The following is a 16181-nucleotide window of genomic DNA, read 5'->3' as shown; positions in this document are numbered from 1 at the left end:
ATGTTCTAGCGGAAAGTACTCATGCTTTCCGCTAGAACATAAAAGCTCTGATAAAGAGCTTTTTTAATATCCTCAGATCCAAAGACACCTTCAGCCTTCGAATGTTTAAACACCGCCAAAACATATCGAATACTCGAACTCTCCTACGTTCCCTCTATGTCCCCCCTATGCCCCTACAGCCCATCACTCTGAATTCTCCTTCACCCGTCCCTAAAACAACTACTGCATATACTTTTCTCAGCCTACAAAGCACCGACTTATTCCCAAATAATGACAAAACCCGAACAATTGTAAATTTATTGTAAAAAATTCTTTGTTGGCATTATTTTTATGTATAGGATTATCAGTAGGACTTGGTAGCCCGAATACCATAGTCTTATTGGTGCACATACCAAAAGGATATCCATACAAAGCAAGATCAGTACTTATATTTATTTCGTTTTTCGACCTAGCTACAGCCGTTTATGTTGCCGTCGAATGAAGTAGATAAACCACTGAGATATACAAATCAAATAGAAAACAAACACAACAGCAACAAACATAATTTATTAAAAAGACAGGGAAAACCATGAAAAACATACGTGAATTATTTTTTGGGTTTATATTATTGTTTAGTTCCAGTGCATTTGCAGAAGAAGGATCATTTAACCAAGCTATCAGCAACTTAAGTCAAAGTGTTGATGGGTTTTTCAACGACTACACAGGATGGTTCGTTGGACTCATATTTAAAAGTGTACCGGTTGGCGAAGCCAACTTCCCTATTATTGTTGGCTGGTTATTACTCGCTGCGTTGATCTTTACTGTTTACTTTGGCTTCGTTCAATTTAAGCGAGTCGGTATGGCTGTAGATATCATTAGAGGCAAGTACACAGACCCTAACTCAATAGAAGACGGCGAAGTTTCCCATTTTCAAGCTTTAGCTACTGCCCTTTCTGGAACCGTCGGGCTTGGTAACATTGCCGGTGTGGGTGCTGCACTTGCGATTGGTGGCCCTGGCGCGACATTCTGGATGATCTTGTGTGGCCTTCTGGGTATGGCTTCTAAGTTCTGTGAGTGTACCTTAGGTGTGAAATACCGAACTATCCTACCTTCAGGTGTTGTTTCGGGTGGTCCAATGTACTACCTAAGCCAAGGTCTGGGTGAAAGAGGTTTAGGCGGACTAGGTAAAGTGCTCGCTATTGGTTTCGCATTAATGTGTATTTTGGGCGCATTGGGCGGCGGTAACATGTTCCAAGCTAACCAAGCACACGCCATGTTAACTTACGCATTTGATGTACCAAGTGAATACGGTGTGATCACTGGCCTTGTACTTGCTTCTTTAGTTTTCTCTGTGATTGTTGGTGGTATGCCTTCTATCGCATCGGTAACGGAAAAAGTTGTTCCTTGGATGGCTGCTCTGTATATCGGTATGGCTCTGATTGTTATCGGTTCTAACCTTGATCAAGTCGGCCCTGCGTTCAGCGCAATCTTTACAGGTGCATTTACTGGTGAAGGTGTTGTTGGTGGATTTATTGGTGCGTTAATTCAAGGCTTGAAACGTGCAACGTTCTCGAACGAAGCAGGTGTAGGTTCAGCAGCTATCGCTCACTCAGCGGTTAAAACAAAAGAACCAATCACCGAAGGTCTAGTATCACTATTAGAACCGTTCGTTGATACGGTAATCATTTGTACAATGACCGCATTGGTTATCACTATTGCTGGCTTAAACGTAGGTCCATTCGATGGTTCTGGTTTAACGGGCGTAACACTGACTGCTGCATCGTTTACTGAAACGGCAGAAGTATTCAAATACACACTCGCTCTCGCGGTAATTATGTTTGCGTTTTCTACCATGATCTCTTGGTCGTACTACGGTCTTAAGGCTTGGACTTACCTATTTGGTGAAGGTAAAACAACGGAACTGATTTTCAAAGTGATGTTCTGTGTGTTTGTTGTTATTGGTGCCACGATTCAATTTGGTGCGGTAATCGACTTCTCTGATGCGGCTATCTTTGCGATGTCTATCTTCAACATTCTTGGTCTGTACTTCTTGATGCCAGTTGTGAAGAAAGAACTGCAATCGTTTGTTGCTCGTGTGAAATCAGGCGAAATCAAAACGTATGAGAAATAACGTTTAGTGGAATGAGGTTTTGCTCTAGTAGCTAACTGCATTCTAAGAAACGACACAGCTCTAAAAACGAAACTGTTCTAAAAATTTTTGTAAGACCCTTTGCTTGAGAAAGCGAGAACAGGACTGCAACTTATCCAAAATCCCTACCAGCTTGGCTTGTGGGGATTTTTTATGTCTGAACGATTAGGCGAATAACTACCTTCAATGCCCTGCTCACTCTTTTCACCCTTTTCACTCTGTTCATCATCGTGTTCAACATCGACACGACGAACCAACTCTTCTACTTTGATCATCTCTTTTTGCGCTAATGGCGAGCGACAATCATCGAAACAATAAGCTATGGTGCAGTTCTCACAAAGATACTCTGGCATCACTCCATCCCTTGTCGTCAAAGCAGCCAAATGCGAGCTAGCAATCGACTGCGTGTTCATCCTGAACAACACTATTATGCAGCGACTCTGAGCTGAAAATATGTATGCAAAGTCATTTAATAGACAACAAGTAACATATCATTGTGGATATACGTAACTATTCACAAATATCTAAGCAAACAATGAAAACACGCAAATAATCAATAATGAGAAAGCACCGGATCTATGCTCTCGACAAACGCAAAACGCCCACATCACGTGTGTGATGTGGGCGTTTCAATATTTAGTGAAAAACTAACGTTAGGTTGGTAAAGCCTTCGGCTTATAGACCCATCTCTTCAGTGAGAGTTTTGATCTGTTTGAGGTCCATGGTGTGGACTTCAATCATTTGTCTTATATCACTCAGTCGAGAGTTAGCGTTATCTTGCTTCTCACACGCGTCAGATTTCGCATCCCATGATGTGCCATCTAAGTAAACATCACACGCTTTCTTAAGAGAACCAAGATTCTGCTCGAGTTGATCTCTTTCTTTCTCAAGTTTTTCAAGTTCTTGAGAAATCTGTAATTCTTTTCGGAAAACTTCACGCGCACGCTCAAACAAAGTCGATTGCATGTCAGCCTGACGATTAAGTTTCTGGTTGTCTTGCTGAGTTTGCTCTAACGTTTGCTTCTGTTCATTTAGCTGTTGCTCTAACGAGTAGTTGGCCTTCTCTAAAACCGAAGACTGCTTCGCTAATTCCTGGAGCTCTTTTTGATGCTCTTCCGTTTGTTTCACTAGAGCGGCTTCTACTTTCGCATCGATTTCGGTATCAACTTTTGCCACTTTAGTTTCAACGGATGTCATCAACTGTGCTCTGCTGTCATGCAGTTCTTGATAACGAGTTTCGAGTACCTGGTAAGTGGACTCCCACTTAGAAGCCGTAACTGTAGAACCAATTAAGCCACCCAGTGCTAAACCTATAACCGCAGCAATGCCGATATAGAGCTGACTGCGCTTATCGCGTTCTTCTATAACAACCACTTCATCTTGTTCGCTTTGTCCAGATTGCTGGTTCACTAGCGGGTACTCCCAAAAATTTATTTAACGTTACGCGGTCACTGACACGAATGCCAATACTGATTGTGAAGGCTCAGTTAAACCTATCGCTCAAGCCAGAAGCACTTAAGCTTTACTAACACATTCATCCCACCTGTTTACAGGCAGGCTTAACGAGTTAACTCCGAAATCATCAAGCTGGCAGTATACAAAAGGAAACTGCTAACGATAACTATCACTACCCATTTTTGCAGTTTTTCGTTTGTCCGGTAACGAAATAGTACAAATGCCAAAGCCAATAAAAAAACAATCGCTATTAGTCGAGTCATAACTCCTCCTTGTTTCTCTATTTTATACCATTTAAATAAGCAAGTTACGTCAGAGACTCGTTGTTTGATCATTTAGTTGAACAACATTTGTGCAAACAGATATTTTGTAGCTGACATCACATTTTATATGATCTAGGATACGCCTACAGATTACCTAATTATTTAGGTAATTGTTCCGATGAAGACTGCAGGAGAGTGGTTTTTAACTAAACATTAACATTTAGTTAGATTGACCCGCCGAAGAAGTAAATCTTTCAGGTGCTTTATGCTGGAGAAATCCAGAAAAGTGAGGACTGTCGTTGGAGGAACCTCTGGAGAGAACCGTTAGATCGGTCGCCGAAGGAGCAAGCTTAGTGCCCGTTACTTATCTATAAGTGATTCGCTAAGTGAAACTCTCAGGCAAAAGGACAGAGGAGTGGAAAGCAACAGCCTTAATTAACACAAGAATTCTATCTAGAAATCCGTATGTATTAAGTAGTGCCCCCGATCCCTGAGATCTGCACTGCCTTCCCTCTTCTCCTTAAATTTTTAATTTATTAAGGGGAATCTATGAACCACCTACAAGCTACACTACAAACCATCAACCAATTCGTTTGGGGACCACCACTGCTTATTCTGCTAGTGGGTACAGGTATCTACTTTACTTTTCGCTTAGGCTTACTCCAGTTTAGACACCTCCCAACTGCACTGAAAATGGTGTTCAGCAAAGACAAATCTGGTACGGGTGACGTATCGAGTTTCGCGGCTTTGTGTACTGCACTTTCAGCAACCATTGGTACAGGTAACATCGTTGGTGTAGCGACCGCAATCAAGATTGGTGGCCCTGGTGCCCTATTCTGGATGTGGCTTGCCGCTGTATTTGGTATGGCGACCAAGTACGCAGAATGTCTACTCGCCGTTAAATACCGCAGAACCGATAGCAATGGCGAAATGGTTGGCGGCCCAATGTACTACCTGCAATACGGTGTCGGCTCACGAATCTTAGCGGTAATGTTCGCTGTCTTCGCGCTCGGCGTTGCTTGCTTCGGTATCGGTACCTTCCCACAAGTCAACGCTATCTTGGACGCAACTCAAATCTCATTTGGCGCTTCGCGTGAGATGTCTGCTGTCGTTCTTACGATATTAGTGGCAGTGGTTACCCTTGGTGGTATCCAATCTATCGCTAAAGTGGCAGGGAAAGTTGTTCCTACTATGGCGGTTATGTACGTCGTCGCGTGTTTAAGCGTTCTGATTTCAAATGCCGACCAACTACTGAATGCCATTACCCTTGTTGTGACTTCTGCGTTTACCAACACAGCAGCAACCGGTGGTTTCTTTGGCGCGAGCATCATGCTTGCTATCCAATCAGGTATCGCTCGTGGTGTGTTCTCGAACGAATCTGGCCTAGGTAGCGCACCAATGGCTGCAGCAGCGGCTAAAACAGACTCATGTGTGAAACAAGGACTTGTCTCTATGACAGGTACCTTCTTCGACACCATCATCATCTGTACGATGACAGGTTTGGCGCTTATCTTAACGGGTGCTTGGCAGACTGATCTTTCAGGCGCTGCGATGACCACTCACGCATTCGCTGTTGGTCTGAATGCAGATACCCTTGGCCCTATGTTGGTTTCTGTTGGCTTAATCTTCTTTGCGTTTACAACAATTTTAGGTTGGAACTACTACGGTGAGCGCTGTGTTGTGTTCTTGCTAGGTACCAAAGCTGTATTGCCTTACAAGATCATCTTCATTGCGTTGGTGGCTTCTGGTGCATTCTTAAAGCTCGACATGATCTGGATAATGGCTGATATCGTGAACGGCCTAATGGCAATTCCGAACCTAATCGGGCTTATCTTGCTGCGCCACGTTGTTATCGAAGAAACCAAGCTATTCTTCAAACCGTTGACGTCTTCACATGATTGTGAAGCAGTTAAAGCGTAAACTGAAGTGATTGAATACCAAGCCCGCACTCAACTGCGGGCTTTTTTATTTTCATCACATAGCGAAACGTCTTAAATTATTATGCAGAACATATGCCCTTATAAATAACAAGAATATTAAATCGACTACTATGCGATTTAATAAAGCGAATAGTAGACTACTAAAAAGGACACTAATAAAACCAACACTTAATTAGATATTACTTATATTTAACAGATTGTGCGTTGGTGTCAGGCGTTTTGTAACAAACATATTAAATTTATTTTCGTTTCAACGACACAAAAAACCAGAAGAATAAAACATGTGACTTTAATTCATATATTAGTCAGTTTATAGTCATCTACATTGTAGAGAGAATTATAATAAAAATAAAACGTTGGCTATATGATCAGATTCGACCCGATTAAAAACCGTATTTATAACGATGAACGTTCTATTAAAGTAGGATACCGTGAAACTCGGGTCCTGGAGTTATTACATAAAAACTCACCCGATATTGTTAACAAACAAGATATTATTAGCTTCGCTTGGGGAAACGAGTTCATAGGGGATACGTCACTAGCGAAAAGTATAAGTTTACTGCGCCAAGGGTTCGTTAGATTAGGCATCAAAGAAACCCCAATCGTCACCGTTCCTAAGGTGGGCTATCGCCTTATCGATGAGTGCGTGGTAATCGACTCCCCCATCAATAATGCAGCCACAACTCCCCTTGCTGATGCGAGCAACCTGATACCCGTCGGCAATAACGGTATTGCTATCGGTGCAGCTGTTGCAGTCGAACCTAAGCCTAACCCTAAACAAAGTTCGTCGGCTTACTTTCCCACTGCTGAAAACCGAAACAAGTTGTGCTACTTCACCACTGGCTGCTTACTGTTGGCATCAGCGTTATTGGCTTTTGCTAAGGTTAATGAGAGAAACCTCAGCGATATCAACCCCGTTAACCGGCTCAGCGAGCAATGGATAGGTCAAATACAAGTTTTCCAAGCCCCTGAAATGGCGATGACGCCAGAGCTAGAAAGCATTCTCTATCAGTATCAATGTGATTGCGTGGCGTACATTAGCGAAGAAGCGGAATATTCTGAGCTCTCTATTCTGAACAAAGCCACACGCCAGTCCGTCAACATCTTTTACACGCCAACCCAACTAGATCAAGCCAGTACCGAACTGGCCCTATTCCTAGAAAGAGGTCAATTATGATGCCAATCGTTGCGCTCATTTCTGCATTCGTTTTATTGGTTGGCATATGGAGTATCCCTTCGCCCCAACCAAAAGAAGAGCATCGCTACCAACATAGCGTGGTGGACCTGATAGTGAATGACAATGTATTACGTACCAACGGATTAACGAAAATAAGTAACAACAAGGTGCTGCACCTGATGTCCGTTCAAGACGACAACATGCCCGACCCACTTGTTCTGCGATTCAGAGGAACAGCCCGTCCTTCTCAATCACTTTTCTTTTCTATTTCTGGCACCATTGACTTAGTCTCTGTGCAAAAAATAAATAAAACAATGAATGACAGCCGATTGGCGCCTTACCTGTTAATCAACAATGACCCATTAACGGTAAAGATTGATATCTTAAGTTCGAATGATTTATTTGCCATCATTAAAACGTGTAATACAGGCCGAACGCAACTTCTGGCCAAACGATAATTAGAGATAGTTTAACCACTAGCAAAAAGTGCCCTATTATCAAGTAGCAAGCTTTTCCGATATTACACATAAAAAACGGATGGTTATTTTCATTATTTTATTAGTAATACAATTATTACAGTCTTCCTTACTTTAAGTGTTTGCATTTTAAAACCGATAGCAAAGCAAAATATTCAAGTTAGATTTTTACTCTTTGTCACTCACTACCTGCCCACCTTAAAACTACGAGTATTGTGAATGGTTATACCTTTTCTTCTAATTAACCATTCATACAAACGCCAAAAATAACGTCAAATAATTTTGACGTCTAAGCCCGAATAATGGACCTTCATTTTTCTAAAAACGGTTTGAGCCCCATCAAACAATTTACGTTCAGTTGCATACTCTTTCACCGTAAAAACACTAATGACAATACAAGCCATTGAATTAACCGGGTAATTTAATTCAACCCTTTTCAGTATCTATCTATTTATCAACATGAAAAAGTGAACTTGTCTTGTTAACTGCACGGCACACAAAACATTATCAAAATAGAAAAATTACAAATGAGGGAATTGTTAATGATCACAGTAAACAGAAGTCTCTTAGCAACCGCAGTGTTGTCTGTTCTATCAACCGGTGTAAATGCGAAGATTTACCCAGACCAAATAGTGTTTGACCAACTTGGTGAAGATGTCTGTCGCTCTGGTTATCGTCCTATAGACCGTTATGAAGCAGAAGAGCAGAAGAGTACTTTGGTCGCTCGCATGGGCACTTGGCAGATCACCGGGTTAAAAGGAAACTGGGTAATCATGGGGCCGGGTTATCATGGCGAAATTAAGCAATCAAGCAGTGGGTCAACGTTCTGTTACCCAAACAACGACCAATCTGAAATCCCCAACTATTCCGCCAAATCGGTTCAGGAAGGCAGCGAAATCGATGTTCAGTATGAATTAGTGAACAACCGTAACGACTTTGTACGCCCATTAAGCTACTTCGCCCACAACCTAGGTTACGCTTGGGTTGGCGGTAATAACAGTCAGTACGTGGGCGAAGACATGACGATAAAGCGCTCTGGCAACAGTTGGGTAATACAAGGAAATAACAATGGCTCTTGTAGCGGCTATCGCTGTGATGAAAAAACCAAAATCACCGTCGACAATTTTGCCTACACCGTTAACGACGACAACTTTTGGCATGGTGATGTTGTCGAGTCGGATCGTGAACTAGTGAAAACGGTTTACGCGACGGCAAGAAACAACAGCAACATCGCGCAACAAGTGGTGGTAGACCTAAAAGTAGACGAATCAACAAATTGGTCGAAAACGAACAGCTACGGATTCTCACAGAGCGTTCAAACAGAGAACACCTTCAAGTGGCCTTTGGTTGGCGAAACTAAGCTCACCGTTAAGTTCGAGGCTAACCAAAGCTTCGCTGAAACAAATGGCAACTCCACTAGCGAACAAGTAACACTTCAAGCTCGTCCTATGGTTCCTGCGAATTCGGAGCTACCGATTCGAGTTGAGCTGTATCGTTCAAGCATCTCTTACCCGTACCGATTCAACGCCGATATTAGCTACGATGTTGAATTCAACGGCTTCCTTCGTTGGGGTGGCAACGCGTGGCACTCTCATCCAGATAACCGCCCGTACAAGGCTCATACCTTCACCATGGGCCGTGGCAGCAGTGAATCTGCCGACATTCGCTACCAATGGGATCACCGTTACATCCCAGGTGAAACTAAATGGTGGGATTGGGGCTGGGCGATTAAAGAAGCTGGCTTATCAAGCATGCAATACGCGACTGGCGGAAGCTTACGCCCCTTCCACTCTTACGTGTCTGGAGATTTCTACGCTGAATCTCAATTTGCAGGTACTATCGAAATTGGACAAGCAACACCAATTACTAACAATCTACGCAGCAAAAGAAGTACTGATTCCGTCAACGAATCTACTGAGCGCATTGGCGACATCGAAGTTACCACCAACTTTAACGCCGATGAGTTGAGTGACTTAGGTTTCGAAGGTGCTGAGATGAACATTAGCGTCGTTGAATAACTGCGCTGTAGAATAAGATCGGTACAAAGATCTACCAGTAATAAAGCACAAAGCCCACGACACATCGTGGGCTTTCATATATTCATGTTCAACTGAAAACGGTGAACTACACAGGCTCTTCCATCAGAAGCTTAACACCCAGCCCAACCAGCACCATGCCCGTCACGCCTTCCATCCACTTCATAAAACTCGCGTTTTTGAGCAAATTTTTAGCCGAGTTAAGCGCGCCAGCCAAACCACATTGCCATACCATCGCAATCATAAAGTGTACCGAAGCCATCAACATAGATTGCAATAAAGGCGAACCTTCAGGGTTTACAAATTGAGGTAAAAAGGCCAGATAGAAAACTGCTGTTTTTGGGTTAAGAACGTTAGACAGAAAGCCTTCACGCAAAGAACGCTTTGCACTGTAAGCCTGCTGAGCTTGTTCTCCGACCTTCAAACCGCCACCGTTTTTCATCAACGCTCGCAAACTGCTTAAGCCAAGCCAGATGAGGTAAACCGCACCTACCATCTTAACGGCTTGAAAGAGTTCAGCGGATTGGGCGAGGATTGCAGATATACCCACAGCAGAGAAAAACGCGTGTACATACAAGCCGCTACAAATACCAAAGCTCGTCATACAACCGTCAGCTAAGCCAGAGCGGCTAGTATTGCGAATCACCAAAGCCGTATCTAAGCCCGGCGTTAGCGTTAAAATAGTGATGGCAATTAGAAATGCCTCAAAGTTCAAAATATCCATATCATTGTCATTTTTGTTCAGCGATCTATCATCAATACCGTGTATCTGAACAATTCGCAAGCAACAATTGCCACCAGCTATACAACTCACTGATTTTGTGCACAATAGAACAGTTTGATTTGTTAAGAAATAGTAAATTCAAGGCATCGTACCGCCTCATGCTTTTCTCGCTATATCTTCGACTGCGAAGGTCGGCGTCATTAAAAAGCAAAGCCATAATCAAAGTACACGAGATGAACCTTAACGCTGACGCAGCCCTAAGGATCATTTAAAGAAACCAAATTAAGAGTAGTCAAATGAGCGCATTCAAAAAACTAGTCGAACACTCTCAAAAATGTTCACGCTTTCAACACCTAGCTTCTATTTGTGGTTGGGACCAAGCTTCAATGATGCCAGCAGGTGGTAACCAAGCTCGTAGTGAAGCGATGGCCGAGCTTTCTGTTCATATTCACGGCTTAATGACTCAACCACAGCTTGGCGATTGGATTGCAGACGCTGAAAATGAAGCGCTGAACACTGAGCAACAATCGTCACTTCGTGAAATAAAACGCCAGTGGCAACAAGCAAACCTACTTCCAGAAAAACTGGTTGAAGCGAAATCTCTATCGGGTTCAAAATGTGAACATGCGTGGCGTAGCCAACGCGGTAACAACGACTGGGTTGGATTCGAAAAGAACTGGCGTGAAGTGGTTGAGCTTTCTCGTGAAGAAGCGCAGATTCGCGCAGACGCAGCCAATCTAACGCCTTATGATGCGATGCTGGATATTTATGAACCGGGCACCAGCTCTACTTCACTTGATACCCTATTTGCAGACGTTAAAACTTGGCTTCCAGGTTTAATTGATGAAGTGATCGAAAAACAATCGAGCGAGCAATTTAACGCACCATCAGGTATCTATTCGACCGAGAAACAGAAAGCACTGGGTTTAGAAGTCATGAAGCTGCTTCAGTTCGATTTTGAACACGGCCGATTGGATGAAAGTGTTCACCCATTCTGTGGCGGCGTGCCTTCAGACGTGCGTATCACAACACGCTATGACGAAGCGGAATTCGTTCAAAGCTTAATGGGTATTGTGCATGAAACAGGCCACGCACGTTACGAACAAGGCTTACCAAAACACCTAGCAGGACAACCAGCGGGGGAAGCTCGTTCTATGGGCATTCATGAATCTCAATCTTTATTCTTCGAGATGCAAGTCGGCCGCAGCGACCCGTTCATTGGACACTTAGCGAACTTGGCTGGTCAGCAATTCTCAGGCTCAGAATTTGAGAAAGAAAACTTCCAGAAGATCTACACGCGCGTGAAGAAAGACTTCATCCGTGTTGATGCCGATGAACTGACCTACCCTGCACACGTTATCCTGCGTTACGAGATTGAGCGTGACTTGATCAACGGCAAGATCAAACACACTGACGTGCCAGAGTTATGGAATACCAAGATGCAGTCTTACCTTGGTTTAAGCACTCAAGGCAACTTCACTAACGGCTGTATGCAAGACATCCACTGGACAGACGGCGCATTTGGTTACTTCCCATCGTACACATTAGGTGCGATGTACGCGGCTCAGTTCATGGCTTCAATGAAGAAAACAGTGGATGTGAACTCAGTGATTGAAAGCGGTGACCTATCCCCTATCTTCAATTGGTTAGAATCGAACATTTGGAGCAAAGGCAGCCTGCTTACTACTGATGATTTGGTGAAAGGCGCAACCGGTGAAACCTTGAATGCGCAATACTTCAAAGACCACCTAAGAAGCCGTTACCTATAATGGAAAAAATTGATAGAGGCTGATCAGTTTATTGCTTCAGCCTTTTTAATCTCATTTTCAAAACATACTTAGATTGATTTGAAGGTTTTATCCCTTCATCGAACTTAACAATCACGGAAGATTCTGGTACCTACTAGCACGAAATTGGACAAAAACGCGTTAAACTCAAAACTCTAATTCACTTAACTAATATTAGAAAAAGTATCTTGAAACCTTAAAGCTGAGAGGTTGATACGGCGACGTTGAACAATGAGTCTTAGATCTCTAATCAATTACGCTAGTATGGGCGAAGTCTGAAAGTAATAGACTCAGAAAGCGTATTAATAATAACCAACAAAAGTCTGGTGAGTGTGTTACCTTGGTTGTTATCCCTACCGCTTAGTAGGGACTTCTTTTCTTTTCCGAACTCGCAACTCGGCACTCCTTAGTCGCCCTCCTAAGCCATACTGCAGGCTTTAATTATGTCCATCTCAACCGAAAAGTTAAGAAATATATTCAGACTCTCTAGAATTGAAAATGTAGATACCAACAACGTCCCCCATATAGCTCCTTGGTTACCACTTGCTCAGAAAGTAAAACCAGTCATCCCTTCTGCGATTATATATTGCGAAGGTAATTTTGGTAAAATTGATGGTAAAACCGCTAATGGATTAGTGAGACATTCGTTAAGCTATCGTATTCTATCAGTTATTGATAGTGAGTCTGCTGGCTTAGATGCTGGTGAAGTTCTTGATAACAAAGCCAATGGAATACCTATCCTTGCTAATGCTGAAGAAGCTATCATTCACGCAGAAAGCATTCCTGATTACTTCATTTTTGGCATTGCGCCATCAAGTGGCTTTTTATCTGACTTAGATAAAAGCATCATTTTAAATGCCATGTCACTAGGAATGAACATCGTAAATGGCTTACATGAATTCCTAACCGATGATCCTCTATTTTTAGAAGCCAGCTTAAAGAATAACGTTCGAATATTCGATACTCGCAAACCCAAAAATAAAGGCGATCTGAAAACGTTTATCGGGAAAATACACAACGTTAAATGTCCGAGAATTGCTGTCATGGGGACGGATTGCGCGCTAGGAAAACGAACAACAGCAACAATATTAACGAATGAACTGACTAAAAAAGGCCTTAACGTCGTTCTGATTGCCACCGGTCAAACAGGCATTATGCAAGGCGCACAATACTGCGTTGCACTCGATGCTGTTCCTTCACAATTTTGTGCCGGTGAGTTGGAATCTGTCATTGTACAGGCCTATGAAAAAGAAAACCCGGATCTGATTATTATTGAAGGGCAAGGAGCCTTGAGTCACCCTGCGTTTTCAACCAGCGCTTTTATCTTACGTGGCAGCTGTCCAACGGGTGTGATACTGCAACATGCCCCTAAACGTTTATATCGTAGTGATTTTCCTGATTGCCCAATGCCTTCGATTGCCTCAGAAATCAATCTTATCGAAACGTTTTCTAATACCAATGTTATTGGACTAACACTGAATCATGAAGATATGTCGTTGGATGAAACACGCAGTGTGATAGACAGTTACACTACCGAATTTGGTCTACCTGTTACTGATGTCTTGTCACAACCTGTCGAACATCTGTTGCACATCGTAACGTCAGCTTTCCCTAAAATAGAAAGTAAACTGGCCGAAAAAGGGTGAACTACCCTAGGTTAGACATCGATTGTGGGAAAGTTCACCATAACGCTCAATTCCTGATTACTCAGCTCTCACTGAAAAATATATCCGTTACGCCTGTAACAAAAGCCTTCCTCGGTCACCCTATCATCGCACAAGTTCTTATTGATGCTGGCGCACCAATGTTAGCCGATTCAAGAATCGAAAATCTTCAAAAGATGACTGAATCTGGCATTTCTATCCCCAAAATGCTGATACGTACACCCATGCTCAGTCAAGTGGCGAGCATAATAAAATACAGTGATATGAGTTTAAACTCTGAAGTTGAAGTGATTCAGAGGCTTTCACATGCAGCGGAACAACAAAATTGTCGTCACGATATTATTATTATGGTTGAGCTTGGCGATCTCAGAGAAGGTGTGATGCCTAATCGCGTTATTGATTTTATCCGTGAGATTATTTCTTTACCAAACATCACGATAAAAGGAATTGGTACGAATTTAGCTTGTCGGTATGGTGTCGCTCCAGATGACAAAAATATGAATATTCTTTCTGATCTTGCCGATGGAATTGAAGCTACATTTGGGATCAATCTAGAAATTATTTCAGGGGGTAATTCTGCTTCAGTTAACTGGGCTCTTCAGAGAACAGGCTTAACTCGAGTCAATCACCTTCGTATAGGAGAAGCAATTTTTTTAGGCTGTGAGCCTTTAGAGCACGAAAATATCAAAGGCTTACATACGGATGCGATTTCTTTGACCGCTGAAGTGATTGAATCCAAAATTAAACCGACTTTGCCTTGGGGAAGTCGGGGGTTAAATGCTTTTGGTGAAAAAGAAAACCTTCAAGATAGAGGGGAGGTATCGCAAGCTATTCTGGCATTAGGCCGCCAAGATGTTTGTGTCGGCGGGCTTAAGGCTCCGAATGGGATTAAGATCATGTCTTCAACTAGCGATCACCTTGTCCTTGAATCCTCACAGAAACCACTACTTGTAGGGGAAAAAGTCACATTCAGTTTAGATTACAGTGCGCTCTTATCTTCTATGTCTTCACGTTATATCCATAAATATTTTAAGGCACCTAAAGGGAGAAGAAAGGAAGAAGGAGCGCATAATGCTACGAACAACTGTAATTCTCTTCGTCAGTGTCATGCTTAACGGTTGTCAGATAAGCCCAATAAAATCTAATGGACTTGCCGATTATAGAGCGACAGTTATTTCAAGCCAACTTCCACAAGAGTTAGGCTCAATCACACTCGTAAATGCACAGTCAGAGGGCGATAGTGTCACTCTTGTTTTCGTAAAAAAGAAAACTTTGAATATGGACCGATTAGTAGAAAAAGTCGCCGTTAGTTTTTGTGACAACATCGAAATAAGACCACTATTAGAGAGTGGGATCTCTTATCGAATCATTACCTTAGGAAAAAATGAGAAAGTAGAAAGCCTTAACGTCATTTCTCTAGCTAAGTGCTCTAATTGAATGCTTAGCAGTCGAATGGATAAAAGCCAATACGAGTTGTTCAATGTACTCAATGACACTATTTTATTGAGGTTTGACCGCCTTACGCCTTGGGAAAAAAACTTTATCACAGAGTTACACCATAAGGTCGTAACTAGACAACTCATTTCAATTAAACAAAAACAGCTTGCTTTAAGAATTTCAATGAAAGCCTATAAATCAAAGAAGAAAAACGCGCGTTCCAACGTTTAATTTAAGCTTGTGTATACCTAATCTGTTTAAGGCCATCTAAACCTTGGACAGATTAGTAGTATTTGCACTTAATGTATTGAAAATAATCAAGTGTAGCGGTGAATGGGTAACAACTTTCAGCGTAATAGCAATTGAAACACCTAAGTATTTAGGTTCCTTTTCGATTAACACTCAGTACCTTCTGAAAGCAACAATGCATCTTCTAATTCAACCCCAAGATAGCGGATTGTATTATCTACCTTGGTATGACCAAGTAGTAGCTGCACCGCTCGGATATTTTTCGTTTTTGCGTAGACTAACGTCGCTTTTGTTCGCCTCATCGAGTGAGTGCCATACAAGTTAGGATCCAACCCCAGATTAGAAGCCCATCTCCTCACTAAGTATCGATAGTACGAATAGCTAATCGGTTGTTGCTTTCGCCTTTGGCTTGGGAAAATAAAATTGCTGTCATGTAGCGAAGCCATCAAAATCCATTTCATTAGACTCTGTTGAGTTCTTGTCGTTATCTCAAATTGAACTTCAATATCTGTTTTGCGCTGGATATGCTTAACGCGGTTAAATATCCTATCTTGCGAAGATACATCGCAAACTCTGAGAACGAGCAAATCACTTGCTCTAAGTTTGCTATCAATAGCTAAGTTGAGCAACGCAAGCTGCATCAAATTATTTTCAATTTCTAATCTGGTTCTGATCCGCCAAATTTCCTCAAGCCGAAAAGGCTTTTTGACGCCACTTCGTTTCGTTTTGTTGAAAACTACCATGATGACCTCCTTTTTAATTTGGTCATCACGATTGTAGTTGGAAGGAAATGTCGAGTAGACGACACTTGTTACCAAGTGCCGCCCCTCTAAGAACTGTACGTG

14 protein-coding genes and 1 riboswitch are annotated in these 16181 nt (G+C 42.4%); of the genes, 10 read left to right on the top strand and 4 right to left on the bottom strand.

The genetic code is table 11. The features are described 5' to 3' along the window. Positions 1-568 precede the first annotated feature (568 nt). On the top strand, positions 569-2110 hold the full coding sequence (locus A6D97_RS17070; RefSeq protein ID WP_017063800.1) for an alanine/glycine:cation symporter family protein: 1542 nt from the start codon (positions 569-571) through the stop codon (positions 2108-2110). 143 nt (positions 2111-2253) lie between these two features. Here A6D97_RS17070 and A6D97_RS17065 read toward each other — a convergent pair whose 3' ends face one another. Then, positions 2254-2481: a hypothetical protein gene (locus tag A6D97_RS17065; protein WP_065584878.1), complete on the bottom strand. Its 228-nt coding sequence runs from the start codon at positions 2479-2481 to the stop codon at positions 2254-2256. Positions 2482-2803: 322 nt separating this feature from the next. Continuing rightward, positions 2804-3538, bottom strand: a complete 735-nt coding sequence (locus tag A6D97_RS17060) for a chromosome segregation ATPase (protein ID WP_017059725.1) — start codon at positions 3536-3538, stop codon at positions 2804-2806. Between the two features lie 609 nt (positions 3539-4147). Next, a riboswitch (glycine riboswitch) is annotated at positions 4148-4267 on the top strand. Between the two features lie 128 nt (positions 4268-4395). Between A6D97_RS17060 and A6D97_RS17055 the strand changes: the two genes are divergently transcribed. From A6D97_RS17055 to A6D97_RS17040, 4 genes are all read left to right on the top strand, one after another. Continuing rightward, positions 4396-5766, top strand: coding sequence for a sodium:alanine symporter family protein (locus A6D97_RS17055; RefSeq protein ID WP_017066272.1), 1371 nt, complete (start codon positions 4396-4398; stop codon positions 5764-5766). Between the two features lie 384 nt (positions 5767-6150). Then, positions 6151-6963 carry a winged helix-turn-helix domain-containing protein gene (locus A6D97_RS17050; protein ID WP_017066273.1) on the top strand — a complete coding sequence of 271 codons (813 nt, stop codon included), beginning with the start codon at positions 6151-6153 and terminating at the stop codon, positions 6961-6963. Continuing rightward, positions 6960-7421 carry a hypothetical protein gene (locus A6D97_RS17045; protein ID WP_065584877.1) on the top strand — a complete coding sequence of 154 codons (462 nt, stop codon included), beginning with the start codon at positions 6960-6962 and terminating at the stop codon, positions 7419-7421. The genes A6D97_RS17050 and A6D97_RS17045 overlap by 4 nt, the downstream gene beginning before the upstream one ends. Before the next feature lie 560 nt (positions 7422-7981). Beyond that, the gene (locus A6D97_RS17040) at positions 7982-9457 is read left to right on the top strand and encodes an aerolysin family beta-barrel pore-forming toxin (protein ID WP_065584876.1); all 1476 of its coding nucleotides are present in this window, start codon (positions 7982-7984) and stop codon (positions 9455-9457) included. A 106-nt stretch (positions 9458-9563) separates the two neighbouring features. On the opposite strand, the gene A6D97_RS17035 is transcribed toward A6D97_RS17040, so the two are convergent. Continuing rightward, the gene (locus A6D97_RS17035) at positions 9564-10199 is read right to left on the bottom strand and encodes a LysE family translocator (protein ID WP_017058961.1); all 636 of its coding nucleotides are present in this window, start codon (positions 10197-10199) and stop codon (positions 9564-9566) included. A gap of 296 nt (positions 10200-10495) precedes the next feature. Here A6D97_RS17035 and A6D97_RS17030 point away from each other — a divergent pair, with 296 nt between their 5' ends. The 5 genes from A6D97_RS17030 to A6D97_RS17010 all read left to right on the top strand — a co-directional run bounded on the left by A6D97_RS17030 (position 10496) and on the right by A6D97_RS17010 (position 15318). Beyond that, entirely contained in the window at positions 10496-11968 is a 1473-nt protein-coding gene (locus A6D97_RS17030) for a carboxypeptidase M32 (RefSeq protein WP_065584875.1), read from the top strand. Between the two features lie 461 nt (positions 11969-12429). After that, positions 12430-13632 carry a DUF1611 domain-containing protein gene (locus A6D97_RS17025; protein WP_065584874.1) on the top strand — a complete coding sequence of 401 codons (1203 nt, stop codon included), beginning with the start codon at positions 12430-12432 and terminating at the stop codon, positions 13630-13632. After that, positions 13629-14765, top strand: a complete 1137-nt coding sequence (locus tag A6D97_RS17020) for an alanine/ornithine racemase family PLP-dependent enzyme (protein ID WP_065584873.1) — start codon at positions 13629-13631, stop codon at positions 14763-14765. The genes A6D97_RS17025 and A6D97_RS17020 overlap by 4 nt, the downstream gene beginning before the upstream one ends. Next, positions 14722-15087 carry a type II secretion system pilot lipoprotein GspS-beta gene (gene gspS2 / locus A6D97_RS17015; RefSeq protein WP_016788065.1) on the top strand — a complete coding sequence of 122 codons (366 nt, stop codon included), beginning with the start codon at positions 14722-14724 and terminating at the stop codon, positions 15085-15087. Before A6D97_RS17020 ends, gspS2 begins: the two co-directional genes overlap by 44 nt. Further along, complete coding sequence (locus A6D97_RS17010) at positions 15088-15318, top strand: hypothetical protein (protein ID WP_065584872.1); 231 nt, start codon at positions 15088-15090, stop codon at positions 15316-15318. 164 nt (positions 15319-15482) lie between these two features. On the opposite strand, the gene A6D97_RS17005 is transcribed toward A6D97_RS17010, so the two are convergent. Then, on the bottom strand, positions 15483-16079 hold the full coding sequence (locus tag A6D97_RS17005) for a tyrosine-type recombinase/integrase (protein ID WP_016792302.1): 597 nt from the start codon (positions 16077-16079) through the stop codon (positions 15483-15485). Positions 16080-16181 lie beyond the last annotated feature (102 nt).

It is taken from the genome of Vibrio sp. ZF57 (assembly GCF_001691235.1).
GTDB classification, from domain to species: Bacteria; Pseudomonadota; Gammaproteobacteria; order Enterobacterales; family Vibrionaceae; genus Vibrio; species Vibrio crassostreae_C.
Note: the sequence above shows the minus strand (reverse complement) of the source record. Positions and strands in the feature narration are given on the sequence as shown.

Coding starts and splice junctions, on each gene's coding strand:
- A6D97_RS17025 (WP_065584874.1), top strand. CDS start 12,430: ATGTCCATCTCAACCGAAAAGTTAAGAAATATATTCAGACTCTCTAGA.
- A6D97_RS17035 (WP_017058961.1), bottom strand. CDS start 10,199: ATGGATATTTTGAACTTTGAGGCATTTCTAATTGCCATCACTATTTTA.
- A6D97_RS17070 (WP_017063800.1), top strand. CDS start 569: ATGAAAAACATACGTGAATTATTTTTTGGGTTTATATTATTGTTTAGT.
- A6D97_RS17055 (WP_017066272.1), top strand. CDS start 4,396: ATGAACCACCTACAAGCTACACTACAAACCATCAACCAATTCGTTTGG.
- A6D97_RS17030 (WP_065584875.1), top strand. CDS start 10,496: ATGAGCGCATTCAAAAAACTAGTCGAACACTCTCAAAAATGTTCACGC.
- A6D97_RS17040 (WP_065584876.1), top strand. CDS start 7,982: ATGATCACAGTAAACAGAAGTCTCTTAGCAACCGCAGTGTTGTCTGTT.
- A6D97_RS17050 (WP_017066273.1), top strand. CDS start 6,151: ATGATCAGATTCGACCCGATTAAAAACCGTATTTATAACGATGAACGT.
- gspS2 (WP_016788065.1), top strand. CDS start 14,722: ATGCTACGAACAACTGTAATTCTCTTCGTCAGTGTCATGCTTAACGGT.
- A6D97_RS17045 (WP_065584877.1), top strand. CDS start 6,960: ATGATGCCAATCGTTGCGCTCATTTCTGCATTCGTTTTATTGGTTGGC.
- A6D97_RS17065 (WP_065584878.1), bottom strand. CDS start 2,481: ATGCCAGAGTATCTTTGTGAGAACTGCACCATAGCTTATTGTTTCGAT.
- A6D97_RS17005 (WP_016792302.1), bottom strand. CDS start 16,079: ATGGTAGTTTTCAACAAAACGAAACGAAGTGGCGTCAAAAAGCCTTTT.
- A6D97_RS17010 (WP_065584872.1), top strand. CDS start 15,088: ATGCTTAGCAGTCGAATGGATAAAAGCCAATACGAGTTGTTCAATGTA.